Raw genomic sequence first — 26,842 nt, forward strand, 5'->3', positions numbered from 1 at the left:
CCTCGTAGCGGATCACGACGATGTCGCCGGCGGAGATGCGGCCCGCTTCGAGAGCGTCCATCGCGGCGCGCTCGCGCTCGAACACGCGCGCGGGCCCTTCGAAGGTGTCGAGGTCGAAGCCAGCGGTCTTGACGACGGCGCCGTCGGGAGCGAGCGAACCCGAGAGGATCGTGAGGCCGCCGTTCGCGTGCAGCGGGTTGTCGAGCGTGCGCACCACCGCGCCGTCGAGCGGAGCCGGATCGAGCTCGGCGAGGTTCTCGGCCACCGTCTTGCCGGTGACCGTGAGGGCGTCGCCGTGCAGCAGGCCCGCGTCGAGCAGCGCCTTCATGATGACCGGCATGCCGCCGACCCGGTCGAAGTCCTGCGCCACGTACTGGCCGAACGGCTTCATGTCGGCGAGGTGCGGCGTGCGCTGCCCGATCCGGGTGAAGTCGTCGAGCGTCAGCTCGACCTCGGCCTCGCGGGCGATCGCCAGCAGGTGGAGCACCGCGTTGGTGGAGCCGCCGAGCACCATCGCGACGGTGATCGCGTTCTCGAACGCCTCGCGGGTGAGGATGTCGCGCGAGGTGATGCCCTTGCGCAGCAGGTTCACCACGGCCTCGCCGGACCGGTGGGCGTAGTAGTCACGGCGGCGATCCGCGCTGGGCGGGGCGGCGGAGCCGGGCAGGCTCATGCCGAGCGCCTCGGCGACGCACGCCATGGTGTTCGCGGTGTACATGCCGCCGCACGCGCCCTCGCCCGGGGCGATGGCGCACTCGACGCGCTTGAGGTCCGCTTCGCTGAGCGTGCCGGCGACGCACGCGCCGACCGCCTCGAAGGCATCGATGATCGTGACCTGCTTCTCCGTGCCGTCGGAGAGCTTGACCCAGCCCGGCGCGATGGATCCCGCGTAGAGGAACACCGAGGCGAGGTCGAGGCGCGCGGCGGCCATGAGCATGCCCGGCAGCGACTTGTCGCAGCCCGCGAGCAGCACGGATCCGTCGAGTCGCTCGGCCATCATCACCGTCTCGACCGAGTCGGCGATGACCTCGCGTGAGACGAGGGAGAAGTGCATCCCCTCGTGCCCCATCGAGATGCCGTCCGAGACGGAGACCGTGCCGAACTGCAGCGGGTATCCGCCGCCGCCGTGCACGCCCTCCTTCGCGCCCTGCGCGAGCCGGTCGAGGCTCAGGTTGCAGGGCGTGATCTCGTTCCAGGAGCTGGCGATCCCGATCTGGGGTTTGTCCCAGTCCTCGTCGCCCATGCCGACCGCGCGGAGCATGCCGCGCGAAGCCGTCGCCTCGATGCCGTCGGTGACGGCACGGCTGCGCGGCTTGATATCGATCTCAGACATGCGGGTTGCCTCCGATCTGCGGTCCGGCGCTCGCGGCGACGGACGACCTTACTTGCCGGTTGCGGGGAGCAGCGTGAACGGCAGGATGAAGCCGATGACGCTGAGCGCGAGGCCGGACGCGAAGAGGAACATGCTCGGGTGACCCGGCTCGTCGCCGAACGCGGTGAAACCGAAGCTGGCGAGGACGATGCCGCCGAACGCGAGCACGATCGACAGCACGAACACGAACGCCGTGACGACGCTCACCGCTCCCTGCGAGCTCTCCTCGAACAGTGCGGCGGGCTGCTGCTGTGCCATGACCTTCGGCTCCTTATATGCGCTTCGTAGTGTTCGACGGAGTCGCGACGACCCCGTCGTGGGAACGCCCTCAGCATACCGCCCCGTTCATTCCCCGCACGACGGTATGGTGGAGCGCAGAACGGCGGCGCCCGCCCGTCGCATCCGGGAGGTCCGATGTCCATCGGCAAGTACCTGACCAGCCTCAGCGTGCTCGGCGCTGCCGCCGGCATCACCGGCGTCGTGCGGCAGACCAAGTCCATGCCCGCCGACTGGCGTCGCCTCGTGGTCTGGGGCGTCTGGGCGGCGAGCCTCGCCCTCGCCATCGCGGGTGTCGCGAAGCAGGACGAGGACGCGCAGTTCGCCGAGGACCAGAAGCACCTCGACTCCTGATCCCGAGCCGCTTCCGGTAGGCTGGACGCTGGTGAGTCGGGAAGTCTGGTCGACGCGTTCGTTCGTGAACCGTCAGGAGACCCGTTGCCCCACGATCCCCACACCCACAGCCCCGGCGCTCCGAGCACCCGCTCGCGCCCGCGCCGCGTCCTCTCGCTGACCAGCCGTCGCGAAACCACCCGCGTCGCACGCATCCTGCGCGCCGAGCTCGTCGGCGGCATCCTGCTCATCGTCATGGCCGCGATCGGCTTCGCCGCGGCGAACAGCCCGCTCTCCCCCGCCTACGAGGCGCTGCGCGACTTCAAGATCGGCCCCGAGGCGCTGCACCTGAACCTCTCGCTCGGCACCTGGGCCGCCGACGGCCTGCTCGCCATCTTCTTCTTCCTCACCGGCCTCGAGCTGAAGCGCGAGTTCGTCGCGGGCGAGCTGAGCCGGTTCCGCACGGCGATCGTGCCCGTCACCGCGGCGTTCGGCGGAGCCGTCGTCCCCGCGCTGCTGTTCGTCGCGTTCACCGCCGGATCGCCCGAGATGCACGGCTGGGCGATCCCCACCGCCACGGACATCGCGTTCGCGGTCACGGTGCTCGGCCTCATCGCGCCGGGCGTCCCGCCCGCGCTCCGCATGTTCCTGCTCACGCTCGCCGTGGTGGACGACCTCATCGCGATCTCGGTCATCGCCGTCTTCTACTCGAGCGGCATCGACTTCCTCATGCTCGGGCTCGCCGTGATCCCCTTCGCCGCGTTCGCCTTCCTCGCGCACCGCTTCCCCGCGAAGTTCGCGGCCTCCGGCTGGGCTCCGTGGCTGATCCTGCTGCCCATCGGCGTCGTGGTCTGGGCGCTCGTGCACGCGTCCGGGATCCACGCCACCATCGCCGGCGTCGCGCTCGCATTCGCGATCCCGGTCGAGGGCCGCGGCGGCACCGCGCTCGCCGAGACCTTCGAGCACCGCTTCCGCCCGCTCTCCAGCGGCTTCGCCGTGCCCGTCTTCGCCTTCTTCGCGGCCGGCGTGGCGATCAGCGGCACGAGCGGCTTCCCGTTCAGCCCCGTCGCGCTCGGCATCATCGTCGGCCTCGTCGTCGGCAAGCCGCTCGGCATCGCGCTGACCACGTGGATCCTGACCAAGTGGACGCGGGCCGAGCTCGATCCCGCGATCCGCTGGCGCGAGCTCATCGGCGTCGCCGCGCTCGCCGGCATCGGCTTCACGGTCTCGCTCCTCGTCACCGAGCTCAGCTTCGACCACCCCGAGACGGCCGACCTGGCCCGGCTCGCGGTGATGGCGGCGTCGCTGCTGGCTCCCGTCGTCGCCGCGTGCTTCCTGGTGCGCCCGAAGCGCCGCGCGACCGCGGTCCAGCCGTAGGTCCCGTGGCGGGCTCGGGTGGCCGCCCCACCCGAGTCCGCCACGAGATCCGCGTGATTCCGCGGCAACACTCCCGGAATCCACGCAGAAGCCACCTCGATTTCACCTGACCCCGGGAACCGTGTTATTGTTTTCTCCGTTGCCCAGCGAGGGAAAACCTCGCAGAAGCGACATGCGCCTTTAGCTCAGTTGGTAGAGCAGCTGACTCTTAATCAGCGGGTCCACGGTTCGAGCCCGTGAGGGCGCACGGATTGGCCCGGAACCTCACGGTTCCGGGCCTTTTTCGTTCCCGCCCCACGCGATCGGAGCCGTCGATGTCCCAGCTGCCCCTCTCCCCGTCCGAGGATCTCGCCTTCGCGCTGGAGCTCGCGGAGCTCGCAGACTCGATCTCGCTCCCCCGCTTCCGCGCGGCCGACCTGACGATCGAGACGAAGCCCGACCGCACCTTCGTGACCGACGCCGACCGCGCCGTCGAGGATGCGCTGCGCGCGCGCATCGAGGCCAAGCGCCCGGACGACAGCTTCTTCGGCGAGGAATCGGGTCGCGCCGAGCGCGGCGAGCGACGATGGATCCTCGACCCGATCGACGGCACCTCCAACTTCCTGCGCGGGGTCCCGAACTGGGCGACGCTGATCGGCCTCGAGGTCGCCGGAGAGGTGCGGGTGGGCGTCGTCTCGGCGCCCGCGTTCGGCACGCGCTGGTGGGCCGAGACGGGCAGCGGCGCCTGGAAGGCGGAGGGTGAGGCGGAACCGCGTCGCCTGCGCGTCTCGGGCGTCTCGGAGCTGGAGCACGCCTCGCTCAGCTTCCAGAGCATCGAGCAGTGGGATCTCGCCGGATACCTCGAACCGCTGATCGCCCTGAGCCGGGCGGTGTGGCGCGACCGCGCGTACGGAGACATGTGGTCGTACATGCTGCTCGCCGAGGGCCTCGTCGACATCGTCGCCGAGTTCGACGTCAAGCCCTACGACCTGGCCGCACTCGTGCCGATCGTGCGCGAGGCCGGTGGCCGCTTCACCGACATCGACGGCGCCGAGTCCGCGTGGAACGGCAGTTCGCTCGCGACGAACGGCGCGCTGCACGATGCGGTGCGCGGAGCGATCGACGCGGCGAAGCGCGGCTGAGCCGGGTCAGCCCCGCATCTGACGACGGTCGGGATCGACCGCGTCGAGGATCCGGCCGAGCTGGGCCGAGAGGGTCGCGATGTCCTCGCGCTCCAGCGAGGCGAACACCAGGCGCCGGACCTCGCGCACGTGGCCGGGAGCGTGCTCCGAGAGGTGCGCGTAGCCGTGGTCGGTGAGCACCACGTTGGTGGCGCGTCCGTCGTTCGGGTAGGCCTCGCGGCGCACCCAGCCCTGCTTCTCGAGCCGGGTGACCACGTGCGAGAGACGCGAGAGCGATGCGTTGGTGTGGAACGCCAGGTCGCTCATGAGCCGGGTGCGGTCCGGGGCCTCCGACAGCATCGCGAGCACGTGGTAGTCGAAGAACGAGACGCTGGCGTCGCGCTTGAGCTGCGCCTCGACAGCACTCGGGAGCAGCATGGTGAGGCTCACCAGCCGGAGCCAGAGATCCCGCTCCTCATCGTCGAGCCAGAGCTGATCTTGCACGTGTAGTCCCGCTGTCCTTCCGTATGGAACGGTGGGCCAAAGACGCTCCGAGACAGGAAATGGACCGAGCCCAATATCTCGGAACCGCCCCCCGCCAGTTCACCTCTCTATTATGCACGCCCGCCGCGCAGAAACGGCCCCGTGCAGCCGATATGCTTCGAGATATGAGCTCCGAGCAGACGTCGCGCACCGTGTTTCCCGCAATCGTCGCCGACATCTGCTGCGTCGTCCTCTTCGCCGCCATCGGGCGGTCGAGCCACGGCGAGGACGTGAGCCCCGCCGGCGTCTTCATCACCGCCTGGCCGTTCCTCGTCGGCCTCGCGATCGCCTGGATCGCGGCGCTCGCCTGGCGTGCGCCGCTCCGTCCGCTCCGCAGCGGCGTCCCGATCTGGATCGGCACCGTCGCCCTCGGCATGCTCGTGCGCTGGGCCACCGGCGACGGCACGGCGCTCGCGTTCGTGATCGTCGCGACCGTCGCCCTCGGCGTCCTGCTGGTCGGCTGGCGCGGCATCGGCCGCGGCGTCGCGGCCATCCGCGCGCGCCGCGCCGCGCGCGCCTAGGCGGGTCTCTCCATTGAGGTTCTTGATTCTGCGGGCCGGGCACTCAGCCGGATCACCATGGAGTGATGCACGTCGAGTGGCGGCAAACCCGCCCTTCCTCTACTGATTCGGCGAGTTTGGCGCCACTCGACGATGGTTCGACGGGCACGAAGCACCGACCGGGCTGCCCGCGCGCCTAGACCCGGACCTCCGCCCTGCGCGGTGCTCCGAAACCGCCGGTGAGGCCGAGCGCGAGCGCCGTCGCGGCCAGTGCGACCGTCGCGAGCGCCGCGTCGATCCCGTAGGCCGTGATCGCGAGCACCGGCAGGACGAAGAGCACGACCGCGACCGGGGTCGCTGCAGGGAACGCGGGGCGACCCAGCGGGGGCGTGCGCTCGAAGCGCACGAGCCAGAGCGACAGCGCCCAGACCGCTGCGAGCACCAGCAGCAGGAACGGGACCCGGGTCCACCACCAGGCGGCGCTGCCGGGCACCGGCATCGGGATCGGCAGCACCAGTTGGATCCCGATGAGGATCATGATGACCGGCAGGTGCCAGAGGTAGACGGTCATGAGCCGGGAGCCGATCAGCAGCACGACCCCCTGCGCCGCGCGCGTGCGCATGAGCGCGGTGAGCGGAGCCTTGAGCAGCGTCAGCGTCGCCGCCTGCACCACGGCGAGCAGCGCGAGCGGCACGGTCGGGGGCCACTGGTTCGCGAGCATGTTCCAGGAGTACCCGCCGAGCGAGACGAGCCCCCAGATCGCGAGGTACCCGGCGGCGATCAGTCCGAGCAGCTGCCAGACGCGCCGTCGGGCGAACCAGCCGTCGAACAGGAAGAAGCCGATCTGCTGGGCGAACAGCCAGACGAAGAGCACGTTCGGCAGCCCGAAGAGCTCCTGGCCGAGCACGAAGCCCTGCGGATCGACGTGCGGGAGGCCGAGCAGCTCCCCCGCGACGAGGAACCGCAGCGCGTCGGTCGCGACCGCACCGGCGAGCAGCGCGGCGGGGACGCCCCAGCCGAAGCGGTGGTGCAGCCGGATCATGCGGGGCGCGAGCGCCTGCGCCAGCAGGTACGCGGCGAGGAACCAGAGCGGGGACCCGACGCCGATGGCGACGGTGTCGACCAGCAGCGGGTCGATGTCGAGCAGTGCGGCGGCGCCCAGCACGGCCGCGAAGAACACGAAGACGGCGAGCGCCGGACGGGCAAGGCGGGCGAGACGCAGCCGCACGAAGCCGTCCGCCGTCTCGCCCCTGCGCTGCGCCGAGTTCCATCCCGCCCGCGCCGCGAACCCGCCCACGACGAAGAACAGCGGCATGATGTCGGCGACCCACGAGGCGGCGTTGAACCAGGCCTCGCCCTCGACCGTTCGTTCGATGACCAGGGATCCGTCGGGACCGCGTCCGACCCCCGTGAAGAGGATGTGCACGAACACCACCAGCACGACGCAGGCGACTCGCGTCAGATCCAGCGTGAGATCGCGCCCCTCGGGGACGCCGCGCTGCGGTCTCGTACCGGCGTCGGCATGGGCTTCACTGCTCATGCCACGAGGATATGCGCTGCCGCGCATTCGCCCGGCATATGCCGCCCGAGCTGCGCGGCGCGCGGATCAGCGCCGGAGGTCCTTCGGCAGCTTGACCTCGCACACCACCGGCTTGCCGGTGGCCGCCGTGCTCGAGGCGAGCTCACGACCGCCGTCGACGAGGATCCGGCACTTCGCCGTGGCGCCGGGCACGGGTGTGGCCGCGACCCTGGCGGTGTGCCCGGCGCGCACGAGCGCGTCGGCGGACCAGTCCATGCGGTTCTGCCCGCTGCGAGTGGTGATGCTCGAGATGTGCTTGGTGTCGCGCCCGCGCGTGGGGGCATCGAGGTACGAGAGGTTGCTGACGCCGAGCGATCCGGACCCCGCGCTCTTGCCCGTGACCGAGACCTCGTAGGTCACCCGCCGCAACTGCGCGTCGAGCTCCCCCAGTGTGCCGCGCAGCACGGCGCAACCGGTCAGTGCGGGAGCGATCAGCGCCGCCGCGACGGTTGCCCCGAGCACACGGACGACGGTCATCGATCTCAGCTGCATGATTCTATGATCCCTGATACCGGGATACTACGCGTCATCCCGAGGTACCGATTTGCCCCGAAACACGCGACTCGGGGCTCATTCTCCAGACGGACAGCCGCGCGGAGCCGATGCTGAGCGACCGCTGGATCCGCGGCGATTCGCGGATCCAGCGGTCGCGGCACGCCCGCGCTCAGCCGTTGAACTCGGCCGGGTGCGGACCGGTGCGGCCGTCGCGATCGAGCCCGTCGATCGCCGCCAGCTCGGCCTCGGCGAGCTCGAAATCGAAGACGTCGAGGTTCGCGGCGATGCGCGCGGGGGTGACCGACTTCGGGATCACGATGCGTCCCTGCTGGAGGTGCCAGCGCAGCACCACCTGAGCGGGGGTCTTGCCGTGACGCTCCGCGATCGCGATCACGGACTCCTCGCCGAGGACCGCGCCCTGTGCGAGCGGGCTCCACGCCTCCGTCGCGATCCCGAGGCGTCGATTCGCCTCGGCCGTCTCGCGGTTCTGCAGGGCCGGGTGCAGCTCGACCTGGTTCACGGCGGGCACCAGATCGCTCGCCTCGGCGAGCCGGTCGAGGTGCGCCGGCAGGAAGTTCGACACGCCGACGGCACGGACGCGACCGTCGGCTGCGAGCTGCGCGAGCGCTCGCCAGGCGTCGAGGTAGCGCTCGCTCGCCGGAGCCGGCCAGTGGATGAGGAACAGATCGAGCGTCTCGAGGCCGAGCCGCTCGAGCGACGCTTCGTAGCCGCGCATCGCGGAGTCGTAGTCGAGCGAGTCGATCCAGAGCTTCGAGGTCACGAAGAGTTCGTCGCGCGGGATCCCCGACTCGGCGATGGCGCGACCGACGCCCGCCTCGTTGCCGTAGATCGCCGCGGTGTCGATGCTCCGGTACCCGGCCTCCAGCGCGGCCGAGACCGCCGCCGTGGTCTCGGCGTCGGGCACCTGGAAGACGCCGAAGCCGAGCTGCGGCATCTGGAGGCCGTTGTTGAGGGTGATGGTGGGGACGGTCGATGCGGTCATGAGATCTCCTGCGGGATTCGAATGATGGACGGGAGGAATGGGGTGTCGAGCGGGGCGGCCCGACGCGTCATCGGGCGGCGGCGCTCAGGGCCGACGGCTGCGCCTGCGCCTGCGCCTGCTGTTCCGGCTCCGGTTTCGCGGCCGCGGGTTCCCGGCGGGGGCGCTTCGCCGCGAACGCCGCGAACGCCATGACGATGAGCGCAGCGAGCGTGATCGTGGCTCCGATCCAGATGGGAGCGGTGTAGCCGAGCCCCGCGGCGATGCCGACTCCGCCGGCCCAGGCGCCGAGGGCGTTGCCCACGTTGAACGCGCCGATGTTCGCGCCGGAGGCCAGCGTCGGCGCACCGCCCGCGTAGTGCATGATGCGGCTCTGGAGTCCGGGCACGGTGCCGAAGCCGAACCCGCCCATGAGGAAGAGGATGACGATGGTCGCGGGCTGGGAGAAGGCGAGCAGCCCGAAGGCCACCAGCACGACGACGAGCGCGGCGATGAATCCGAGCAGCGTGCCGTCGATCGACCGGTCGGCGAAGCGCCCGCCGAGCCAGTTGCCGATCACGAGCCCCGCGCCGAACAGCACGAGCAGCCACGGCACCGATGCGCTGGCGAAACCGGCGACGTCCGTCAGCGTGTAGGCGATGTAGGTGAAGGCGCCGAACATGCCGCCGTAGGCGAGCACGGTGACGGCGAGCGAGAGCCAGACCTGCGCCGACCGGAACGCCCGCAGCTCGGAACGGAGACGCACAGGCTCCCCCGTGTTCTTCGGCGCCGGGACGAGCGCCGCGATGCCCGCGAGCGCGACGATGCCGATCGCCGAGATCACCCAGAAGGTGGATCGCCAGCCGAACTGCTGCCCCAGGAACGTCCCGAACGGCACCCCGAGCACGTTGGCGGCCGTGAGGCCCGTGAACATGATCGCGATCGCCCCGGCCTTCTTCTCGGGAGCCACGAGCTCGGCCGCGACGACGGATCCGATGCCGAAGAACGCCCCGTGGTTGAGCGCGGCGACGATGCGGCCCAGCATGGCGACGCCGTAGTCGGGCGCCGCGGCGGTGAGCGCGTTGCCGATGATGAAGAGCACGACGAGCCCGATGAGCACCGCCTTGCGCGGCAGCCGGGTGGTCGCGGCGGTGATGCCGAGCGCGCCGACGACGACGCTGAGGGCGTAGCCCGAGATGAGCCAGCCGGCCGTCGCCTCGCTGACGCCGAAGTCGCGGGCGACGTCGGGCAGCAGGCCCATGATCACGAACTCGGTGAGTCCGATGCCGAACGCCCCGATGGCGAGGGCGATGAGTCCGAGTGGCATGCGTGCGCTCCCCCGGATCCCTCGCGGTTCGCGAAGGATCCTGATAAAGTAGTTGCAGACGCGGGATGTTGCGTCAATGAACACAATCATTGCACACGCAATTAATCAGCGCAAGCAACGACTTTTGGAGGACCCATGGGCATCGCCGACGACGCCGTCGAGATCCGCGCCCGCGGCTGGCGCACGCTCGCCGCCCTGCACGGCCTCATCGAGGCCGAGCTCGAGCGCGCGCTGAGCGCATCGGTCGAACTGTCGGTCGTCGAGTACACCGTGCTCGACGCCCTGAGTCGGCAGGACGGCTGGCACATGCGCATGCAGCAGCTGGCGCGCGCCGCGGCGCTCAGCCCGAGCGCCACCACGCGCCTGGTGACCCGCCTCGAGGATCGCGGCCTGCTCACCCGGATCCTCTGCGCCGACGATCGCCGGGGCATCTACACCGAACTCACCCCCGCCGGCCGCCGGCTCTACGAACGTGCGCACCCCGTGCACGACGAGGCGCTCGAGCGGGTGCTCGCCGAGGCGGATGCACGACCCGAGCTCGCCCCGCTCGTCCGAGCCCTGCAGGACCTGGAAGCCCCGGCGGCGGTCTAGCCGACCGCGCGCGGCCGGCTCGACCGTTCATTCGTCGGCGAACCGGCGCAGCGGTGCCGGGCACGGTTCCCCGCGCCCGGCACCGGCTCCACTACTGCAGCGAAGCGAGCAGCTCGCGCATCTGCGCGATCTCGCTGCTCTGATCGTCGATCACGGACTGCGCGAGCCGCTTCACCTCGGCGTTCGCACCGTCGGCGACCTCCGGCTTCGCCATCTCGACGGCGCCCTCGTGGTGCTCGATCATCTGCTCGAGGAAGAGCCGCGACGCGGTGGCCCCGTCCGCCGCTTTCAGGCGGTCGAGCTGCTCCGTCGAGAGCATCCCGCCCATGGAATGGCCGCCCATCGAGGAGTCGGCGCCGGCCATCCCCCAGTCGGACAACCAGCCCTGCAGCCGGGTGATCTCGGGCGCCTGGGCCGCCTTGATCCGCTTCGCGAGTTCGCGGACGCGCGGGTCGAGGCCGGACTTCGCGAGCACGATCTCGCTCATCTCGATCGCCTGCTGATGGTGGCCGATCATCATCGACACGAACATGGTGTCCGCGTCATTGACATCGGCGGGACGGGTCGCGGTGGCACTGGGCTTCGGCGAGGGTTCTCCGGCCGACTGCGCTGCGCAGCCGCCGACCGCGAGGGATCCGGCGATCGCAGCGCCTGCGACGAGAAGGGTGAGTGCACGGGTATTCATCTGGGGTCTCCTGAGTGCGCGGGCGCACGAGCGCCCGCTGAATGGGTTCGATCGGATACGGCGGAACCGACCCGGCGCGCGACTCGGCGCGCACCGGATCGAATGCCGCTCAGGTCCGACTGATCCCGAGCAGGAGCGGTGTCGGCGGATCCGGGATCCGCGCCAGGAGCAACCGGAGGGATCGACGCCGCGCTCCCCCTACGGGCCGCGCGGCGGTCCGCAGGACCGAGCGTCTCCGCAGGCGCACGGCCAGGGCGGCGAGCAGCAGCGCCAGCACGCACACCATCGCCATGCCGGAATCGCCCATGCCGCCCATGCCGCCCATCTCGCTCGGGCTCACGGCGCCGTCCGCGGAGGCCGCCCCGGCGTGCGTCGTCACGCCCGCCTCAGAGTGCGTCGTCATGGTCGCTCCGGCGTCGTGCCCCGCGGCCGAAGTGCCGTGCAGTTCGAGCACGTGCATGCCCAGCAGGCCCGCGAGCACGGTCGCGACGACGGCGAACGCGAGGATCGCGCGCCGCATCCGCCGCGACCCCGCGGTCGCGGCGGAGCCGGCATCGATCCCACGCATGCCGCACAGCTTAGGGGGTGCCGATGGGCCTCCGCTGATCCCGATCGCGCAGCGCTTCGCGGCGAGGCGACTTGCCCACCAGATAATAAGCGCGCATACTAAACGCATGCCGATCCTCAGCTCCCACAGCGCCCGAACCCGCCACCCCGAGGAATCCGTGTTCGCACGATGGGCGGACCCGAACTCCTGGCCCGCCTGGGATCCCGACGTGCGCGAGGTGACGTTCACCGGCGATGTCCGCCTCGGCGCCGCCGGACGCCTGCGGCCGAGCAGCGGCCCCGCGGCCGCATTCACCATCACCGAGCTCGTCGAGGATCGTCGCTTCACCAACGTCTCCCGCATGCCGGGCGCGGCGCTCACCTTCGATCACCGCGTCGAGCCCGCGGACGACGGGTCGACCCTGTCGGTGGAGATCCGCATCGACGGACCGCTCGCGCCGCTCTGGAAGCTCGCGATCGGGCGCGGTTTCGCGAACGCCGCGCGCACCAACATCGACGGGCTCCTCGCCGACCTGGAGGCCGCATGAGCCGCGGCTGGCTCGGCGTCGTCGCCGCGGACCACGTGGCCCGCGGAGCCGAACTCGGCATCGCGCAGATCAACCACGGCAATCGCACGGCGCTCGCGCGCATGCACGCCGGCGACACGCTCGTCTACTACTCCCCGACCCGCTCGCGCGGCGACGGCGTCGCCTACCGCCGCTTCACGGCGATCGGCACGCTTCCGGACGACGAGATCTGGCAGGCCGACGAGGGGTCGTTCCAGCCGTTCCGCCGCCGCTTCGACGTCGTCTCGACGACGCACGTGCCGCTGGAGCGGGTACGGGACTCGCTGCGCCTCACCGCCGACCCGCACTGGGGCTACCGCCTCCGCCTCGGGCTGTTGCCGCTCGAACCCGAGGACCTCGACACGCTGCGGGAGGCGATGACCGCGTGAGCCGCCTCGACTCCGACTACTCGGATGCCTGCCGGAGTCCCGGGCTCATGCTCTGGCGGGTCACCAACGCCTGGCAGCGCTCGATCCGCTCCGCGCTCGCCCCGTTCGACCTCACCCACGTGCAGTTCGTGCTGCTCGCGGCGCTCGCCCACGCGGATCCGGAGGAGCCGATGACGCAGCGCGAACTCGCCGACGCCGCGTCCACCGATCCGATGATGACCTCGCAGGTGGTGCGCGCGCTCGAGCGGAACGGACTCGTCGCCCGCGGAGCGCACCCGCAGGATCGTCGCGCGGTGACCGTGGCTCCGACGCCGGCAGGTCTCGCGATCGTCAACCGGGCCGTGCTCGCGGTCGAAGCGGCCGACCGCGCGACCTTCGCCGCGCTCGGCTCGGAGCAGGACGACTTCACGCGAATGCTCGGCGTCCTGGAGGGGAACCGGGAGAGCGAGTGACGGCACTCCGGTACCGCCGCGTCCGACCTGGGTCCGATGCGGCGCGCCGGCGGCCCCCGGAAGGATCGGAAGCATGAAGATCACCGCCTCACGAATCCGCCCGCTCGCCCTGACCGTCGGGGCCGCCGCACTCCTGCTCCCGCTGACCGGCTGCAGCGTCATCGACGCGATCGGCAAGTCGTCGCAGGATGCCTGGCAGCTGAGCTACGAGGTGACCACCGACGGAAGCGCGTCAGCGACGCTGACCGATGTCTCGTACCTCGACGCCGACGGTCGCCTCGAGGAGGCGAAGACGAAGTCCATCGGGACGATCGAGACCACCGCCGGTACCGGGGGCGCCGCCGCGAAGTGGAAGGCCGATTCGATCGTGGTCGTCGGCAAGCAGACCCGCGTCTCCGCGACCCCTCCGGCAGGTGTGCGCGCGACCTGCCGGATCCTGCTCGACGACACGAAGGAGATCGCATCGGCGACCTCCGACCCCGGCAAGCCGGTGACGTGCGAGGCGAAGGCCCCCGAGTTCCCGAAGTAGCGCACGGCGACCGCCGAACGCCCCGAAGCGGTCATGGTCGCAGCCGATAGGCTGCGACCATGACCGCTTCTGCTTCCTCCGACGTCGAGCCCGGCATCTACCAGCACTTCAAGGGCCGGCGGTACGAGGTGGTCGGCACGGGCCGGCACTCGGAGACCGAGGAGCCGCTCGTCTTCTACCGCAAGCTCTACGACGACTACAGCTTCTGGGTGCGCCCCGTCGCGATGTTCGTCGAGCAGGTGGATCGCGACGGATACCGCGGTCCGCGCTTCGCCCGAGTCGCCTAACCGCGAGGCGCCTCGCAGCTCGGCTCAGGCCATCGCGTCGCGCACCAGCGCCGTGTCGACGAACTGCTCGAAGCGCACGATGAGCCCGCCCCGCACGACGAAGTGGTGCACGACCCGCACGTTCAGATCCTTGCCGGTCGCGTTGTTGCGGGCCGTGTAGCGCGCCAGCACCACGACGTTCTCGCCCTCGACGACGTAGGAGTCGTCGTGCGCGGTCCAGCCCGTCCAGTCGCGGCCCAGCACCTCCATCACGTTCGAGGTGACGCCCTCGGGCGTACGGTAGGTTCCGGCGAGCGGGAAGCCCGCCATCTCCGTCCACTCCACGTCGGGAGCGAGCGTGGCGCGCAGGGCCGCGAGATCGCCCGCGGCCGAGGCGAGGTACTGCCTGCGGACGACGTCCGCCGGTTCGGTCGACTCGTTCAGCCCCACGACATCTCCCCCTTCGCGACCTTGGTGCCGAGCGACGCGGCGATCTGGAGCCCGGCGTCGGGGTACTCCGCGAGCAGCGTCTGCTCCGCCGTCGCGGCGTCGACGGACGCGGCGATGACCTCCTCGAAGCGCTGCAGGTAGGTGCGGGTGTGCGCGATCGCGGTGCGATCGGTCGGAGCGCCGGTGACGCGGTGGCCCGCGACGACGAACGCCGGATCGAGCGCGTCGAAGCCGTCGAGCGCGCGGAGCCAGGCGCTGCGAGCCTCGGGGGTCGCGGTGTCGGCGGTCCAGACGTGCAGGCCCTCGAACAGCAGGATCCCTCCGAAGAGCGCGCGCTGCTCGGCGTCGAACACGAACCAGCGGCGATCGCCGAGATCGTCGCCGGCGCTGCGCAGCTCGATGCTGCGGTCGTCGACGGCGATCTCGCCGCCGTCGAACGCGGTCAGCTCGACGAGGCGGGTCGGCAGGTTCGTGCCGAGGTGCGCCCAGGCCTGCAGCTTGCCCTCGTAGCTGTGGCGGATGTGCTCGATCACGTCGCTCGGGGCGATGAATCGGGCCTCGGGGAACGCGTCCGCGATGACCTCGGCGCCGAAGTAGAAGTCGGGATCGCCGCCGGTCACGAGGACGGTGGTCAGGGTCTTGCCGGCATCGAGGATCGCGGCGGCGATCCGGTGCCCGTCGGCGCGGGTGAAGCCGGCGTCGACGAGCACCGCCTCGGTCTCGCCGGTGACGAGCACGCTCGTCTTGTGCAGTGAGGACGCCGGCGCGTCCAGGACGGTGATGGTGAGATCGGTCATGTCTTCTCTCCGTGGATCGGTGTGCGAGCGGTGGTCGGCCGCGAGTCACTCGGTGATTCCGTGGCCATGAGGTAAAACTATGCTCATGGAGCGCGAAGATCACGGTTCAGCACGGACAGCTCATGGTGAAAATCAGACACCCCCGGTGAGACGGGTACGCTACAACCCGGCCGGGAGCGTGCGCCTCCCGATCGAGATCACCACGATCGACCGGATCAGACGGCGCGGCGGCCTCGCCGAGTTCGCGGCCCCGCAGCGCCCCGACTTCGAGATGCTGCTCGCGATCGAGCACGGGAGCACGACGCACGAGGTCGACTTCATGCGCTACGACATCGCCGCCGGCGACGCGCTCTGGGTGCACGCCGGGCAGGTCCAGCTCTGGGGCGACGTGCGCCGGCTGGAGGGCATCGCGGTCATCTTCAGTCCCGACGCGCTGCCGGCCGACGTCGTCGCACTGCTGCGCACGTTCGGAGCGTTCGCACGGAACCACTGGGCCGATGCCGCCGCACCGGGCGGACCGTTCCTCAGCGCGCTGAGCGCCCTCGCCGCGATCACCGCGGACTCGTCCGGACCCGGCGACCCGGCTCCCCGGGCGCAGGCCCGCGATCACGCCGCGACGCACGCCGCGGCAGCGGCGCTCCTCCTGCTCGCCGGAACCGCGGAGTCGGACGCGTCGACGGTCGAGGTGGAACCGCCGGAGGCGTTCCACTGGTTCTTCGACGAGATCGAGCGCAGCTTCGCCGAGCATCGCACGGCCGCCTGGTACGCCCGGCGCCTCGGATACTCGGAGCGCACGCTCAACCGGCTCGCGCGGACGCACGCGGGCCTGAGCGCCAAGGAGCTCATCGACCGCCGCGTCGTGCTCGAGGCGAAGCGCCTGCTGGTGCACGAACAGGCATCGGTCGCGGCGATCGCGACCCGCCTCGGCTTCGACGATCCCGCCAACTTCTCGAAGTACTTCAAGCACCGCGCCGGTGTCGCGCCCGGAGCGTTCCGCGACGCGCAGCGGTGAACGCCGGACACCGCGGCGCACGACCCCCGCGAGGAGGTCAATCGTCGGCGATCATCCCGTGATCCGCTCGCGCTCGGGCGACGGTCGAGCGTACGATCCAGGCATGACCGACATCGCCGTTCCCGCTCCCCTCCAGGCCTTCGTCGACGCGCTCAACGCCGCCGACACCGACGCGTTCGTCGCCGCGTTCACCGAGGACGGATTCGTCGACGACTGGGGCCGGGTGCTCCGCGGACCGGAGGGCGTGCGCAGCTGGGCCGCGAGCGACGCCATCGGTGCGGGCGCGCAGATGACCGTGCTGGAGGCGACGACCGAGGGCGAGACGACCGAACTCCGCTTCGCGTGGGTGAGCCGGGTGTTCACCGGCGAGAGCACGGCCGTCGCGACCGCGCGGGGCGACCTGCTCGAGTCCTTCAGGATCCTCCCGAACCACTGAGGCCGGCGGAGACGTCACCGGATCCCGCGGCCGCCGCACCGTCGCGCTCGGACCAGCTGAACCGGCGCACGATCCGATCGCACCCCGGGATCCGGGCGAAGAGCACGAGCAGGCCGGAGCCGGCGAGGCCGCCGATCGTGTTGAAGATCAGGTCGTTGATGTCGGCGATGTGACCACCGCCGGCGAGATCCTGCGCGGCGAGCTGCGTCAGCTCGATCCCCAGGCTCGTGCCGACGACGGCCAGGAGGACCTGCCACCAGCCAGGGCGCCGCATCAGGAGCGGGATCAGGATTCCGAGCGGCAGGAACACGATCACGTTCGTGAGGGCGTCCTCGACCTCGTAGTCCGCGAAGGGCGTCAGCACGACCCCCGACCACCAGGGGCCGGCGAGCGCGGGCGGGTCGAGGAAGATCGGGAACACGGTGTTCGCGACGATCCCGGCGGCGTAGACGGCCAGCGCTGCCGCGACGGCGGCTCGCGGGATCGAGAAGCGCCCTGTCGCACGCAGCCGCCAGCAGAGCAATACGAAGACGATCACGCCGAGCGGAACGACGATCGGCAGGGCCGGCAGTTCGGCGAAGGGGTCATTCACGGGTATCCACCCTAGCCATCCGCTGCTCCCGTCTCCGGCTCGGGACGTTGCTAACGTAGGCGGCGGAGGCACACGATGGCACGGCAGAAACACCGAGGCGACGTCCGGAGAGCCGGTTCGGAGACGCGCGCGCAGATCCATGCGCTGGATCGAGCGGTCTACTCCGCGGTGGCATCCACGCCCAGCCCGGTACTGGATCGCTGGATGCCGAAGCTCACGAACGCCGCGGACCACTCCGTACTGTGGCTCGTGATCGCAGGCGGCCTCGCTCTCACCGGCCGAGGCCGCCTGCGCCGCGCAGCCCTGCGCGGCGTCGTCACTCTCGGGGCGACGAGCCTGATCACCAACCAGCTCGCCAAACGCCTGCACCACCGGGAGCGACCACTGCGCACGCTCGTTCCCCTCGGCAGGCTCTCCCGACGCAGTCCTCGATCCTCCTCGTTCCCGAGCGGACATTCCGCGAGCGCTGCCGCCTTCGCGTCCGGTGTCTCGTCCGAGGCTCCGGCGCTCGGCGTGCCGCTGCAGGTGCTGGCCGGTCTCGTGGGCTTCTCCCGCGTGGCAACGGGGGCGCACTATCCCTCCGATGTGGCCGCCGGCTTCATCCTCGGCGGCTCGATCGCGGCGGCCGGACGGCGCCTCGTCCCACCCGCGCCGACGCTCCCGCATTCGCATCAGAGCGAACTCGATCAGATCACGCCGCGGCCGACGGGCACAGGCGTGCTGCTCGTAGTCAACCCCGCCTCGCACAGCGGCCGCGGCGCTGAAGTCGCGAAGCGCGCGCGACGGAAGCTTCCGGACATGCTGGTCGTGGAACTCACGCCGGACGACGACGTCGAGGCGGTCATGGCCGCCTCCGCGAGGGACGCAGAGGTCCTCGCGGTCGCCGGCGGCGACGGGACGGTCCGCACGGCGGCGCAGGCAGCGATCGAGCGCGGCATTCCGCTCGCGGTCTTCCCCGCGGGCACCTTCAACCATTTCGCACGCGCCATCGGCACCTCCTCGGCGGATCGGACCGTGCGTGCTCTCCAGCGAGGCAGCGTCGGGAAGGTGGATGTCGCCTCCCTGAACGACGAGATCTTCGTGAACACCGCGAGCGTCGGCGCCTACACCGATTTCGTCCGTGTCCGGGAGCGGCTCGAAAAGCGGATCGGGAAGCCGCTCGCCGCAGTCGTGGCGGTCTGGCGCCTGCTCTCGAAGGATCGTTCGGTTACGGTCACGGTCGACGGGCGCACGCATGAGTCGAGCCTGCTGTTCCTCGGCAACGGCCAGTACCAGCCGCAGGGTTTCGCGCCGAGCGCCCGAGCGGACCTGCAGGATGGCCTGCTGGATCTCCGCATCCTCGATGTGTCGAGCAAGTGGGCCCGGGTCGTGGTGCTGTTCGCCACGCTCACGGGTCAGCTCGGCCGAGTCAAGCAGTACCACGAGGTCTCGGCTCCCGAGCTCAGGATCTCGCTGCCGAACGGCCCCGCGCGCATCGCTCGAGACGGAGAGGTCGGCGAACTCGCCGAAGTGCTCAAGGTGCGATCCATCCGCCGAGCGCTCACGGTGTACCGCATCCGAGGCAAGGCCTGAGAGCGGCGCGTCCGTCAGCCTCGGAAAAACGCAGAGGCCGCTCTTTCGAGCGGCCTCTGCGTTGACGATTCGTGCGCGTGATGCTGATGCCGCTGTGGAGCCGCGGGGAATCGAACCCCGGTCCACTTCGACGATTCCGTGCCTTCTACGAGCGTAGTTCGTGAAAGCGTTCTACTCGGCCCCGTTCTTTGCCACGAACAGCTAGGACGACAGGCCCAGTCTCAGAAAAAGTCCCGATGCGCCCTGAGACGCGACGCATCAGCAAGCCCCCTAGATGACGCCAGGAAACCGGGGCGGAGGCCCACCCGACCTGACGGACTCGGTCTTACTGCTTAGGCAGCGAGAGCGAAGTCGGTGCGCTTAGCGTTGGCACCTATGGTTTGCGAAGGGCGTTTACGAGATAACTCCGCGTCCTCGGCCCGCTTCTCACGGTCTCAAATCGACGTGTCGAAACCGATCGGCCCCGTGTGCGGTCTTCCGACCACCGGGGCGGCACATCACGCGCTGTGGAATTGTCAAACTCCGGCAGAACCGGAACCTCGATTCTAGCACCGCGGGCTCCGGTCACGCCAGGCGCGCCACCGCCGCATCGAGCTCCGCGCGTTCGAAGCCCAGGGACCAGGCGACGACGTCGCTCACGAATCCAGTGAACGCCTCGCCCACGAACGGGCCGCGATCGTTCACGTATCCGCCGAAGCCGTCGATCGCCATGAAGATGCGGATGCACGCGGTCAGCGGATCCGGGGCCACGAAGCTCCCCTCGGCGACCCCCTGGTCGATCAGGGCGATGAGCTCGTCGCGGTCGTGCGCCTCCTGCGCCTCGACCGCCCGGGTCAGCGGCTCGCTGAAGCGCGAGAGGTGCCGGGCGTTGAGCCAGAGCCGGGCGAGGTCGTCGGCGCTGCGGCTCTCGATGCGGTGCACGATTCCGGCGATCCGCTCCAGCGCGGTTCCCGATGCCGCGAACATCTCGTCCCGCTCCCCCGCGATGGCGAGCTCGAAGGCGGCGATCACGAGGTCCTCTGCGGCGGGGAAATAGTGGCTGATCAGCCCCGGACGCACGTCGAGGCGCTCGGCGACGGCGCGCAGGGTGATGCGCTCGAGCCCGTCCTCGAGGGCGATCGTGGCCGCGGTGGAGAGGATCTCGGCCCGGCGTTCCTCGGGTTCCTTCCGTACGCGTCCGCGCGTTCCACTTGACACCATGCCCGTCATCATATTGGAATAGTGACCAACAGCCCATTGGCCCCATGACCAATAGCACTGCCGCTCGTTCTGGACCACGCGATGCTGCCCTGGGCTGCTGCCGAGAGGAACCCGAGTGACGAAGCCGTCCGCCCCCACCCCAGACGACACGTTCGTCGACGCCGCCGGCCAGCCCGAGACCCGAGGGATCGAGATCATCGCCCCCTCCGAACGGCACGGCAAAGCCCGCGAGCTGTTCGCCGTCTGGGCCGCGCCCAACGTCAGCGTGCTCAACTTCACCATGGGCGCCACGCTCACCCTCGTGCTCGGTCTCGAGGTCTGGCAAGCGCTCCTCGTGATCCTCGCCTCCTGCCTGCTCTGGATCCTGCCCGGCATCGTCGCGGTCAGCGGCCCCGCCGCCGGCACCTCCGGCTCGGTCATCACCCGGGCCATCTACGGCATCCGCGGCAACCGGATCGTCATCGCCTTCTACGGCTGGTTCATCTCCGGCGTGTTCCTCGCACTCAACTGGGTCGCCTCCACCTTCATGGGTGTGGAGCTGCTGCGCCGCATGGGCCTCGACAACCAGCCGCTCGCGATCATCGGCGTGACCGTCGTCGTCTCGGCGATCACCGTGCTCGTCGCCGTCTACGGCCACGCACTGATCCTGCGCGCCTACACCGTCGTCACGACCGTCCTGCTCGTGATTTTCCTCGTCGTCACCGGCTTCCTCCTCCCACACATCGACTGGGCCTTCACCCAGCCGAAGCCCCTCGGCGGACACGATCTGTGGGTGTCGCTCTGCGTCGGCTTCGCGATCCTGGCATCCACCCCGCTCTCGTACTCCAACAGCGCCGACCTGGCGCGCTACCTCCCCGCCGAGACGAAGCCCGCGAGCATCATCGCCGCGACGGCGCTCGGCGGCGCCATCCCCTGCTTCCTCTTCACCGGCTTCGGCGCCCTGCTCGGCACCGCCGTCACCGAGGACGCGCTCAAGCTCGGCATCGAGTACTCGCTGCTCGACATGATCCCCGCCTGGCTCGGCCCCATCTTCGTGCTCGGCGTCGTCGTCAACACCATCGCGCTCAACGGCATGACCACCTACACCTCGAGCATGGTCTTCCAGTCGATCGGTGTTCCCATCAAGCGCATCCCGTCGGCGATCCTCATCGGCGCCCTCGGCACCGTCTTCACCATCGTGCTCGCCATGTCGACCTCGCTCATCTCCGCGGTCAACCTGATGCTGCAGTTCTTGCTCATCATCTCGGTGCCGACGATGGCGGTCTACGTCACCGACATCCTCCTGCGCAAGCGCCGCTACGACGCCTTCGAGCTGTTCGAGGAGTCGAAGAGCGGCGTCTACTGGTTCGCGAACGGCTTCGGTCTCGCCGGACTGCTCTCCGCCGTCATCGGCGGAGTCGCGACCGCGATGTTCCTCTCGACCGACATCTGGGTGGGGCCCCTCGCCGATGCCGTCGGCGGACTCGACCTCTCGGTGCCGGTCGGCCTCCTCGTCTCCGCCGGGCTCTACGTGCTGCTCGCCCGCCCCGCGATCCGCAAGGAGGCCGCCGCATGAGCGCCGACACCGGCCCCCACCCCGCCCGCTACCCGGGCGCACCCGCCGGTCAGCCGACCCTCGAGACCTGGCAGGAGCCGCCCCACAATCGCTGGGCGTTCGCGAACCTCGCCGAGATGCTCCCCGTCGCGACCGTCTCGCGTCGCCGGCCCGCCGCACCGGCCGAGGCCACCGTGCGTCTCGACGCCGTTGCGAGCCGCGTCGACGCGCTCGAGGATCGCCTCGAGCGCACCTATACCGATGCGCTCCTCGTGCTCCGCGGCGCCGACGTCGTCGCCGAGTTCTACCGGCCCGGGTTCGCACCCGACCAGCGCCACCTCCTCATGAGCGTGTCCAAGTCGCTCTGCAGCACCGTCGTCGGCGCCCTCATCGGCGCGGGGCGGATCGATCCCGCGGCGGCGATCACCGACTACATCCCCGAGCTCGCCGGATCCGTCTACGACGGCCCCACCGTGCAGCGCGCGCTCGACATGGAGATCGCGATCGACTACAGCGAGAACTACGTCGACCCCGACTCGGAGGTGCAGACGCACGACCGTGCCGCCGGCTGGCGCCCCGCGAAGCCCGGGGACCCCGCGGACGACTACGCGTTCCTCACCACCCTGCGCGGCAGCGGATCCGTCGGAGAGTTCCAGTACTGCTCGGCGAACACCGACGTGCTCGCCTGGATCGTCGAGCGCGTCACCGGCTCGCGCTACTCCGACGCGCTCTCCGAGCACCTCTGGTCGAAGCTCGACGCCGACCGCGACGCCACCATCACGGTCGACTCCACCGGCTTCGGCTTCGCGAACGCCGCGATCTCGTGCACGGCGCGCGACCTCGCCCGCGTCGGACGCGTGATCCTCGACGGCGGCACCGCACCCGGCGGGCGCGTCGTGCCCGAGGAGTGGACCCGCAGCGTGCTCGCCGGCGGATCCACCGACGCCATGACCTACGAGGGGTTCACGGGGGAATTCCCGAACGGCAGCTACACCCGCCAGTGGTGGTGCACCGGCAACGAGCGCGGCAACGTGAGCGGGATCGGGATCCACGGCCAGAACCTCTGGCTCGACCCGCAGACGGACTCGGTGATCGTGAAGCTGTCGAGTTGGCCGGGACCGCTCTCCGACGAGCTCGATGCGTTGCAGAACGCGCTCCTGCTCGACCTCAGTCGCGCGCTCGATCCGGCGTAACTCGGCGCGGCCGCTCAGCGGCCCCACCAGTGGACGCGGTGCCGACGATTGGATGCGGAGCCGACCGCTGGACGCCGAACCGACGAATGGACGCCGAATCTCGCACCGATCGGGCATCCAATCGTCGGCACGGCGTCCATTCGTGCGGACTCACTCCCGCGGACCGGTCCGCACGCAGGCCCGGAGCCCGGGCCGGTCGAGAAGCGCGGCGGATCGAGTAAGGTCGGAGCAGGGATTCAGCGAAGTATCCGCCTACGGGTAACTCGCCGGACGCGAACTCGAAGGTGGAGCAGCACATGACTGATCACGCAGGCGGAACGACGGATACCCAGCCGGAGATGGTGCGGACCGTCTCGGCGCCCGTCATCGCGCGAGTCGTCTTCGTCGGCGTCTCGGCCGTGCTCGCGATCGTCGGCTGGATGATCGCGTCGGCGCAGATATCGACCGTCCGGGACAACGGCGGCGGCACCCTGGACCTGTTCCCAGCAGAACTGATGTCGTTCGCACTCGGCCTGGCGCTCATGCTCGCGGGTCTGCTCATGCTGACCGTGTGGGGCGCGGTCGAGCTCGCCCGGCTGCTCCGGCGCTCATCCGTCTGAGCCGCGCAGACGGAGGAGAGGTCGCGCAAATAGTCCTTTCGGGGCACGGGTGACTCTCCCTGCGCCCCTGACCCGATCGCACGTTCGCTCAGCCGGTTTTGAACGCTCTGCCGGATAAGTTCTGACCGTTTTTCTCCGGCGGAGCGTTCAAATCCGGCTGAGCGCACACGCAAAGGTGAACCAGCCCTCAACGGGAGCGATCGGCGGGAGGCGGCGCGCAACTCCGTTCGCAAGCCTGGTGGGCTTGGCGGGAGCGGCCAGCGCGAAGCGCCGGCCGGGGATGGATCGGCGAGCGGGCGGAGTTGCGCGCCGCCTCCCGCCGATCGAGGATGGACCGACACGCGCCCCCAAACGGGTCGATCGCGACCCATCGATCGCGGAGAACCCCTACTCGCCGAGGTGCTTGCGCGCGGAGATCGCGCGATCCGCCTCGCGGCGATCCTGGCGCTCGCGCAGCGTCTGCCGCTTGTCGTACTCGCGCTTGCCCTTCGCGAGCGCGATCTCGACCTTGGCGCGGCCGTCGAGGAAGTAGAGGCGCAGGGGCACGATGGTCATGCCGCCCTCGCGCGTCTTCTGGTAGAGCTTGTCGATCTGCTGACGGTGCAGCAGCAGCTTGCGCTTGCGGCGCGGAGCGTGGTTGGTCCACGAGCCGTTGAGGTACTCGGGGATGTAGGCGGCGTCGAGCCAGGCCTCGCCGTGCTCGATGAACACGTAGCCGTCGACGAGCGACGCGCGCCCCATGCGCAGCGACTTGACCTCGCTGCCGGTGAGCACCATGCCCGCTTCGTACGTGTCGATGATGAGGTACTCGTGCCGAGCCTTCTTGTTCGACGCGATCAGCTTCTCGCCGGTTTCCTTCGGCATGGCACTCCCCCTTCTTCGAGCGTTTCCGTGTGCGGACCGAACCTCCAGCTTAGCGTGCGGTATCCCCCGCCGTCTCGCCCGCGGGCGACGATTCTCGCGATTCGCGGGGATTCCCCGGAGCGCGAACGCCCCCGGCCGCGCTGCGGTCGGGGGCGTTCGTCGCTGCGGTCGGGTCAGGCTTCGCGCGACTCGGGGGTGCCGATGCGCTCGCCGGTCGCGACATCGAAGAGGTGCACGCGGGCCACGTCGGGCACCGCGGTGACGCGCTCCCCCGCGTTGGCGTGCGCACGGCCGTCGACGCGCACGACCAGGTCGGTCGGTGCGCCGGCGATCTCGCTGCGGCCGTAGAGGTAGCCGTCGGCACCGAGCTCCTCGACGAGGTGCACGTCGATCTCGAGACCCGCGGCGCCGGGCTCGCCCTGCGAGAGGTCCTCGGGACGGATGCCGACGGTGACCGTGCCGCCGGTGATCGCCGCGGCGACCTCGGGGGCGAGCGGGATCGTCGCGGTTCCGAGCACGAGGCCGGCCGCGGTCACCTCTGCGGTGAAGAGGTTCATGGCCGGGCTGCCGATGAAGCCGGCGACGAAGGTGTTGCGGGGACGGTCGAGCAGTTCGCGCGGAGTGCCGACCTGCTGGAGCACGCCGAGCTTCATCACGGCGATGCGATCGCCCATGGTGAGCGCCTCGGTCTGGTCGTGGGTGACGTAGACGGTCGTGACGCCGAGTTCGCGCTGCAGGGAGGCGATGCGGGTGCGGGTCTGCACGCGCAGCTTGGCGTCGAGGTTCGAGAGCGGCTCGTCCATGAGGAAGACGCGCGGCTCGCGCACGATCGCGCGGCCCATGGCGACGCGCTGGCGCTGGCCGCCGGAGAGCGCCTTCGGCTTGCGGGCGAGGTACTCGGTGAGGTCGAGCTGCTCGGCGACCTCTTCGACGCGGCGCTGGCGCTCGGCCTTGTCGACGCCGGCGATCTTGAGCGCGAAGCCCATGTTCTCGGCGACGGTCATGTGCGGGTACAGCGCGTAGTTCTGGAAGACCATCGCGATGTCGCGATCCTTGGGCGAGACATGGGTCATGTCCTCGCCGCCGATCATGATTCGGCCGCCGGTGACCTCTTCGAGGCCGGCCAGCATGCGCAGCGCGGTGGACTTGCCGCAGCCGGAGGGGCCGACGAGGACGAGGAACTCGCCGTCCTCGATGTGGAGGTTCAGGTCGGATACCGCCGGTCGGTCGGTTCCCGGGTACTGCAGGGTGATGTTGTCGTAGACGACGCTCGCCATCGAGGTTTCCTTTCGTTCCACCGGCAGGCACGTGCCGGACGATCCGTAGTGTGAGCGAAATGTCGGCCTGCGTCGGCCGACCTGCTCAGTCTGCCACAGCTCGCGTCCGCGCGGAGGAGAAATGCATCGAGTGGCGGCAGAACGCCCGTATCCGGAGGGGATACGGGCGTTCTGCCGCCACTCGGCGGGATTCGCGAGCGCGCGAGCGCTCGGGGCCCGCCGCACGGGGCTCGGGTCAGACCCGCAGGTACCTCGTGATCGCGATCTTCGCGGCGATGGCGCTGAGCACGATGCCGAGCGCGAGCAGGATCGGCGGCACGACGAGCGATTGCTGCACGGTGATGTAGCTCGTGAACGGCACGTTCGTCACGAGGAAGCCCTCGACGAAGAACTTGACGATCGCGACCGACGCGATGCCGGCCAGCACGGCTCCGATCACCGCCGATATGACGCCCTCGAGCACGAACGGCGTCTGGATGAAGCGGTTGGACGCACCCACCAATCGCATGATGCCGATCTCGCGGCGTCTCGAGAACGCCGACAATCGGATCGTGGTCGAGATGAGCAGCATGGCCGCGATGAGCATCAGGCCCGCGATCGCGATGGCCGTGTAACTGGCGACGCCCAGGATCAGGAAGATCCGGTCGAGCAGGCTGCGCTGGTCGGAGACCGACTGCACGCCCGGGATCCCCGAGAAGGTCTCCTGGATGATCGCGGAGCGCGACGGATCCTTGAGCTTCACCCAGTAGGTCTGGTTCAGCTGGTCGGGCTTCGTGATGTCGACGATCGGGTTGCCCTTGAACTGCTTCTTGAACTCCGTGTACGCCTGCTCGTGGTCGACGTAGAAGGAGTCCGCGATGTAGGGCTTCAGCGTGTCGGATTCGAGCGCCTGCTTGACCGCGGCCACCTGGTCCGCAGAGGCGTCGGCCCCCGAGCAGGTGGCGCTCTGGTCGTACTTGGTGCACAGGTAGATCGCGACCTGCGCGCGGTCGTACCAGTAGGTCTTCATCTGCTGCACCTGCAGCTGCATGAGGATCGCCGTACCCACGAAGGTGAGCGAGACGAAGGTCACGAGGATCACCGAGATGACCACGGACATGTTGCGACGGAGGCCGTTCCAGACCTCGCCGAGCACGAGCGAAACTCTCATCGAACCGGCCCCACATCCGTCTGGTCGTCGTCCTGGGACCCCGAGAGGCCGAGGCGCTCGGCGAGTCCGCCCTTGGCCGCCAGCTCGACGGGATCGATCTCGTTCGGCGCGAGGAACCCGGGAACCCGGCGCGCCTGGGCCGCATTCGTGCCGTCGGCGCGGACCGTCAGGTCGAGCGGGTCCTCGTCGTCCACGGGCGGCGCGACGGCGGCCGCGGCGGGCACGACCGGGGCGGGTGCCACGGGTGCCGCGGCGGCCGGT

Annotated in this window: 32 protein-coding genes, 1 tRNA gene, 1 other RNA gene and 1 pseudogene; 17 read left to right on the top strand and 18 right to left on the bottom strand. The window is 70.1% G+C overall.

Annotation, left to right across the window (positions count from 1 at the left end):
* On the bottom strand, positions 1-1,333 hold a 1,333-nt coding region (locus XM48_RS02335; protein ID WP_046454176.1), incomplete at its 3' end, for a dihydroxy-acid dehydratase.
* Positions 1,334-1,381: 48 nt separating this feature from the next.
* A complete protein-coding gene (locus XM48_RS02340; protein ID WP_046454177.1) occupies positions 1,382-1,630 on the bottom strand; it encodes a hypothetical protein in 249 nt (82 codons plus the stop codon).
* Positions 1,631-1,786: 156 nt separating this feature from the next.
* Between XM48_RS02340 and XM48_RS02345 the strand changes: the two genes are divergently transcribed.
* The 4 genes from XM48_RS02345 to XM48_RS02360 all read left to right on the top strand — a co-directional run bounded on the left by XM48_RS02345 (position 1,787) and on the right by XM48_RS02360 (position 4,479).
* Entirely contained in the window at positions 1,787-2,002 is a 216-nt protein-coding gene (locus XM48_RS02345; RefSeq protein ID WP_046454178.1) for a hypothetical protein, read from the top strand.
* Positions 2,003-2,086: 84 nt separating this feature from the next.
* Positions 2,087-3,358, top strand: a complete 1,272-nt coding sequence (gene nhaA, locus XM48_RS02350; protein ID WP_052961243.1) for a Na+/H+ antiporter NhaA — start codon at positions 2,087-2,089, stop codon at positions 3,356-3,358.
* 174 nt (positions 3,359-3,532) lie between these two features.
* Positions 3,533-3,605: transfer RNA gene (locus XM48_RS02355), tRNA-Lys, on the top strand.
* A gap of 67 nt (positions 3,606-3,672) precedes the next feature.
* Positions 3,673-4,479 (top strand): inositol monophosphatase family protein, encoded by an 807-nt coding sequence (locus XM48_RS02360; protein ID WP_046454179.1) that lies wholly within the window; start codon positions 3,673-3,675, stop codon positions 4,477-4,479.
* Positions 4,480-4,485: 6 nt separating this feature from the next.
* On the opposite strand, the gene XM48_RS02365 is transcribed toward XM48_RS02360, so the two are convergent.
* A complete protein-coding gene (locus XM48_RS02365; protein WP_046454180.1) occupies positions 4,486-4,962 on the bottom strand; it encodes a MarR family winged helix-turn-helix transcriptional regulator in 477 nt (158 codons plus the stop codon).
* A gap of 164 nt (positions 4,963-5,126) precedes the next feature.
* On the opposite strand from XM48_RS02365, the gene XM48_RS02370 reads away from it, so the two are divergent.
* Positions 5,127-5,522 (top strand): DUF3054 domain-containing protein, encoded by a 396-nt coding sequence (locus XM48_RS02370; RefSeq protein ID WP_046454181.1) that lies wholly within the window; start codon positions 5,127-5,129, stop codon positions 5,520-5,522.
* 175 nt (positions 5,523-5,697) lie between these two features.
* Here the strand turns inward: XM48_RS02370 and XM48_RS02375 are convergent, their stop codons facing one another.
* From XM48_RS02375 to XM48_RS02390, 4 genes are all read right to left on the bottom strand, one after another.
* On the bottom strand, positions 5,698-7,041 hold the full coding sequence (locus XM48_RS02375) for an acyltransferase family protein (RefSeq protein WP_046454182.1): 1,344 nt from the start codon (positions 7,039-7,041) through the stop codon (positions 5,698-5,700).
* A 66-nt stretch (positions 7,042-7,107) separates the two neighbouring features.
* Complete coding sequence (locus tag XM48_RS16810; RefSeq protein WP_052961245.1) at positions 7,108-7,572, bottom strand: hypothetical protein; 465 nt, start codon at positions 7,570-7,572, stop codon at positions 7,108-7,110.
* A 172-nt stretch (positions 7,573-7,744) separates the two neighbouring features.
* Entirely contained in the window at positions 7,745-8,578 is an 834-nt protein-coding gene (locus XM48_RS02385) for an aldo/keto reductase (RefSeq protein ID WP_046454183.1), read from the bottom strand.
* Positions 8,579-8,645: 67 nt separating this feature from the next.
* Positions 8,646-9,881 (bottom strand): MFS transporter, encoded by a 1,236-nt coding sequence (locus tag XM48_RS02390; RefSeq protein ID WP_046454184.1) that lies wholly within the window; start codon positions 9,879-9,881, stop codon positions 8,646-8,648.
* 135 nt (positions 9,882-10,016) lie between these two features.
* Between XM48_RS02390 and XM48_RS02395 the strand changes: the two genes are divergently transcribed.
* Entirely contained in the window at positions 10,017-10,472 is a 456-nt protein-coding gene (locus XM48_RS02395) for a MarR family winged helix-turn-helix transcriptional regulator (RefSeq protein WP_046454185.1), read from the top strand.
* Positions 10,473-10,563: 91 nt separating this feature from the next.
* On the opposite strand, the gene XM48_RS02400 is transcribed toward XM48_RS02395, so the two are convergent.
* Positions 10,564-11,157: a DUF305 domain-containing protein gene (locus XM48_RS02400; protein ID WP_046454186.1), complete on the bottom strand. Its 594-nt coding sequence runs from the start codon at positions 11,155-11,157 to the stop codon at positions 10,564-10,566.
* 109 nt (positions 11,158-11,266) lie between these two features.
* Complete coding sequence (locus tag XM48_RS18180; RefSeq protein WP_052961246.1) at positions 11,267-11,725, bottom strand: DUF6153 family protein; 459 nt, start codon at positions 11,723-11,725, stop codon at positions 11,267-11,269.
* A 106-nt stretch (positions 11,726-11,831) separates the two neighbouring features.
* Between XM48_RS18180 and XM48_RS18185 the strand changes: the two genes are divergently transcribed.
* The 5 genes from XM48_RS18185 to XM48_RS02430 all read left to right on the top strand — a co-directional run bounded on the left by XM48_RS18185 (position 11,832) and on the right by XM48_RS02430 (position 13,926).
* Positions 11,832-12,251: an SRPBCC family protein gene (locus XM48_RS18185; RefSeq protein WP_046454187.1), complete on the top strand. Its 420-nt coding sequence runs from the start codon at positions 11,832-11,834 to the stop codon at positions 12,249-12,251.
* The gene (locus XM48_RS02415) at positions 12,248-12,658 is read left to right on the top strand and encodes an EVE domain-containing protein (protein WP_046454188.1); all 411 of its coding nucleotides are present in this window, start codon (positions 12,248-12,250) and stop codon (positions 12,656-12,658) included. Before XM48_RS18185 ends, XM48_RS02415 begins: the two co-directional genes overlap by 4 nt.
* Positions 12,655-13,110, top strand: coding sequence for a MarR family winged helix-turn-helix transcriptional regulator (locus XM48_RS02420; RefSeq protein WP_231580775.1), 456 nt, complete (start codon positions 12,655-12,657; stop codon positions 13,108-13,110). Before XM48_RS02415 ends, XM48_RS02420 begins: the two co-directional genes overlap by 4 nt.
* A gap of 73 nt (positions 13,111-13,183) precedes the next feature.
* Entirely contained in the window at positions 13,184-13,639 is a 456-nt protein-coding gene (locus XM48_RS02425; RefSeq protein ID WP_046454189.1) for a hypothetical protein, read from the top strand.
* Positions 13,640-13,698: 59 nt separating this feature from the next.
* Complete coding sequence (locus XM48_RS02430; protein WP_046454190.1) at positions 13,699-13,926, top strand: DUF1653 domain-containing protein; 228 nt, start codon at positions 13,699-13,701, stop codon at positions 13,924-13,926.
* A gap of 24 nt (positions 13,927-13,950) precedes the next feature.
* Here the strand turns inward: XM48_RS02430 and XM48_RS02435 are convergent, their stop codons facing one another.
* A complete protein-coding gene (locus XM48_RS02435) occupies positions 13,951-14,355 on the bottom strand; it encodes a nuclear transport factor 2 family protein (protein WP_046454191.1) in 405 nt (134 codons plus the stop codon).
* On the bottom strand, positions 14,346-15,152 hold the full coding sequence (locus XM48_RS02440; RefSeq protein ID WP_046454192.1) for an MBL fold metallo-hydrolase: 807 nt from the start codon (positions 15,150-15,152) through the stop codon (positions 14,346-14,348). Before XM48_RS02440 ends, XM48_RS02435 begins: the two co-directional genes overlap by 10 nt.
* Positions 15,153-15,297: 145 nt before the next feature.
* Here XM48_RS02440 and XM48_RS02445 point away from each other — a divergent pair, with 145 nt between their 5' ends.
* Both XM48_RS02445 and XM48_RS02450 read left to right on the top strand, forming a co-directional pair.
* Positions 15,298-16,164 carry a helix-turn-helix transcriptional regulator gene (locus XM48_RS02445; RefSeq protein ID WP_197074124.1) on the top strand — a complete coding sequence of 289 codons (867 nt, stop codon included), beginning with the start codon at positions 15,298-15,300 and terminating at the stop codon, positions 16,162-16,164.
* Between the two features lie 103 nt (positions 16,165-16,267).
* Positions 16,268-16,600, top strand: a complete 333-nt coding sequence (locus XM48_RS02450; RefSeq protein ID WP_046454193.1) for a nuclear transport factor 2 family protein — start codon at positions 16,268-16,270, stop codon at positions 16,598-16,600.
* Here XM48_RS02450 and XM48_RS02455 read toward each other — a convergent pair.
* Positions 16,578-17,192, bottom strand: a complete 615-nt coding sequence (locus tag XM48_RS02455; RefSeq protein WP_231580776.1) for a VanZ family protein — start codon at positions 17,190-17,192, stop codon at positions 16,578-16,580. The two genes, XM48_RS02450 and XM48_RS02455, sit on opposite strands and share 23 nt — an antisense overlap.
* Positions 17,193-17,360: 168 nt before the next feature.
* On the opposite strand from XM48_RS02455, the gene XM48_RS02460 reads away from it, so the two are divergent.
* On the top strand, positions 17,361-18,764 hold the full coding sequence (locus tag XM48_RS02460) for a diacylglycerol kinase family protein (protein WP_231580777.1): 1,404 nt from the start codon (positions 17,361-17,363) through the stop codon (positions 18,762-18,764).
* A gap of 92 nt (positions 18,765-18,856) precedes the next feature.
* Here XM48_RS02460 and ssrA read toward each other — a convergent pair.
* Positions 18,857-19,229, bottom strand: a transfer-messenger RNA (tmRNA) gene (gene ssrA, locus XM48_RS17405).
* Between the two features lie 99 nt (positions 19,230-19,328).
* Positions 19,329-19,964, bottom strand: a complete 636-nt coding sequence (locus XM48_RS02465) for a TetR/AcrR family transcriptional regulator (protein WP_046454194.1) — start codon at positions 19,962-19,964, stop codon at positions 19,329-19,331.
* Between the two features lie 115 nt (positions 19,965-20,079).
* On the opposite strand from XM48_RS02465, the gene XM48_RS02470 reads away from it, so the two are divergent.
* The 3 genes from XM48_RS02470 (at position 20,080) to XM48_RS02480 (ending at position 23,290) form a co-directional block, all read left to right on the top strand.
* Entirely contained in the window at positions 20,080-21,519 is a 1,440-nt protein-coding gene (locus XM48_RS02470; protein ID WP_046454195.1) for a cytosine permease, read from the top strand.
* The gene (locus XM48_RS02475; protein WP_046454196.1) at positions 21,516-22,691 is read left to right on the top strand and encodes a serine hydrolase; all 1,176 of its coding nucleotides are present in this window, start codon (positions 21,516-21,518) and stop codon (positions 22,689-22,691) included. The genes XM48_RS02470 and XM48_RS02475 overlap by 4 nt, the downstream gene beginning before the upstream one ends.
* Before the next feature lie 296 nt (positions 22,692-22,987).
* Positions 22,988-23,290 carry a hypothetical protein gene (locus XM48_RS02480; RefSeq protein WP_156174906.1) on the top strand — a complete coding sequence of 101 codons (303 nt, stop codon included), beginning with the start codon at positions 22,988-22,990 and terminating at the stop codon, positions 23,288-23,290.
* Between the two features lie 387 nt (positions 23,291-23,677).
* Here the strand turns inward: XM48_RS02480 and smpB are convergent, their stop codons facing one another.
* From smpB to XM48_RS18190, 4 genes and pseudogenes are all read right to left on the bottom strand, one after another.
* Entirely contained in the window at positions 23,678-24,154 is a 477-nt protein-coding gene (smpB, locus tag XM48_RS02485) for an SsrA-binding protein SmpB (RefSeq protein WP_046454198.1), read from the bottom strand.
* 173 nt (positions 24,155-24,327) lie between these two features.
* The gene (locus tag XM48_RS02490) at positions 24,328-25,431 is read right to left on the bottom strand and encodes an ABC transporter ATP-binding protein (protein WP_046454199.1); all 1,104 of its coding nucleotides are present in this window, start codon (positions 25,429-25,431) and stop codon (positions 24,328-24,330) included.
* A 235-nt stretch (positions 25,432-25,666) separates the two neighbouring features.
* The gene (gene ftsX, locus XM48_RS02495) at positions 25,667-26,581 is read right to left on the bottom strand and encodes a permease-like cell division protein FtsX (RefSeq protein ID WP_046454200.1); all 915 of its coding nucleotides are present in this window, start codon (positions 26,579-26,581) and stop codon (positions 25,667-25,669) included.
* Positions 26,578-26,842 (bottom strand): annotated as a pseudogene (locus XM48_RS18190) (cell division ATP-binding protein FtsE); the annotation flags it as partial. The pseudogene XM48_RS18190 and the gene ftsX, both read right to left, overlap by 4 nt.

The organism is Leucobacter sp. Ag1 (genome assembly GCF_000980875.1).
Taxonomy (GTDB): Bacteria; Actinomycetota; Actinomycetes; order Actinomycetales; family Microbacteriaceae; genus Leucobacter; species Leucobacter iarius.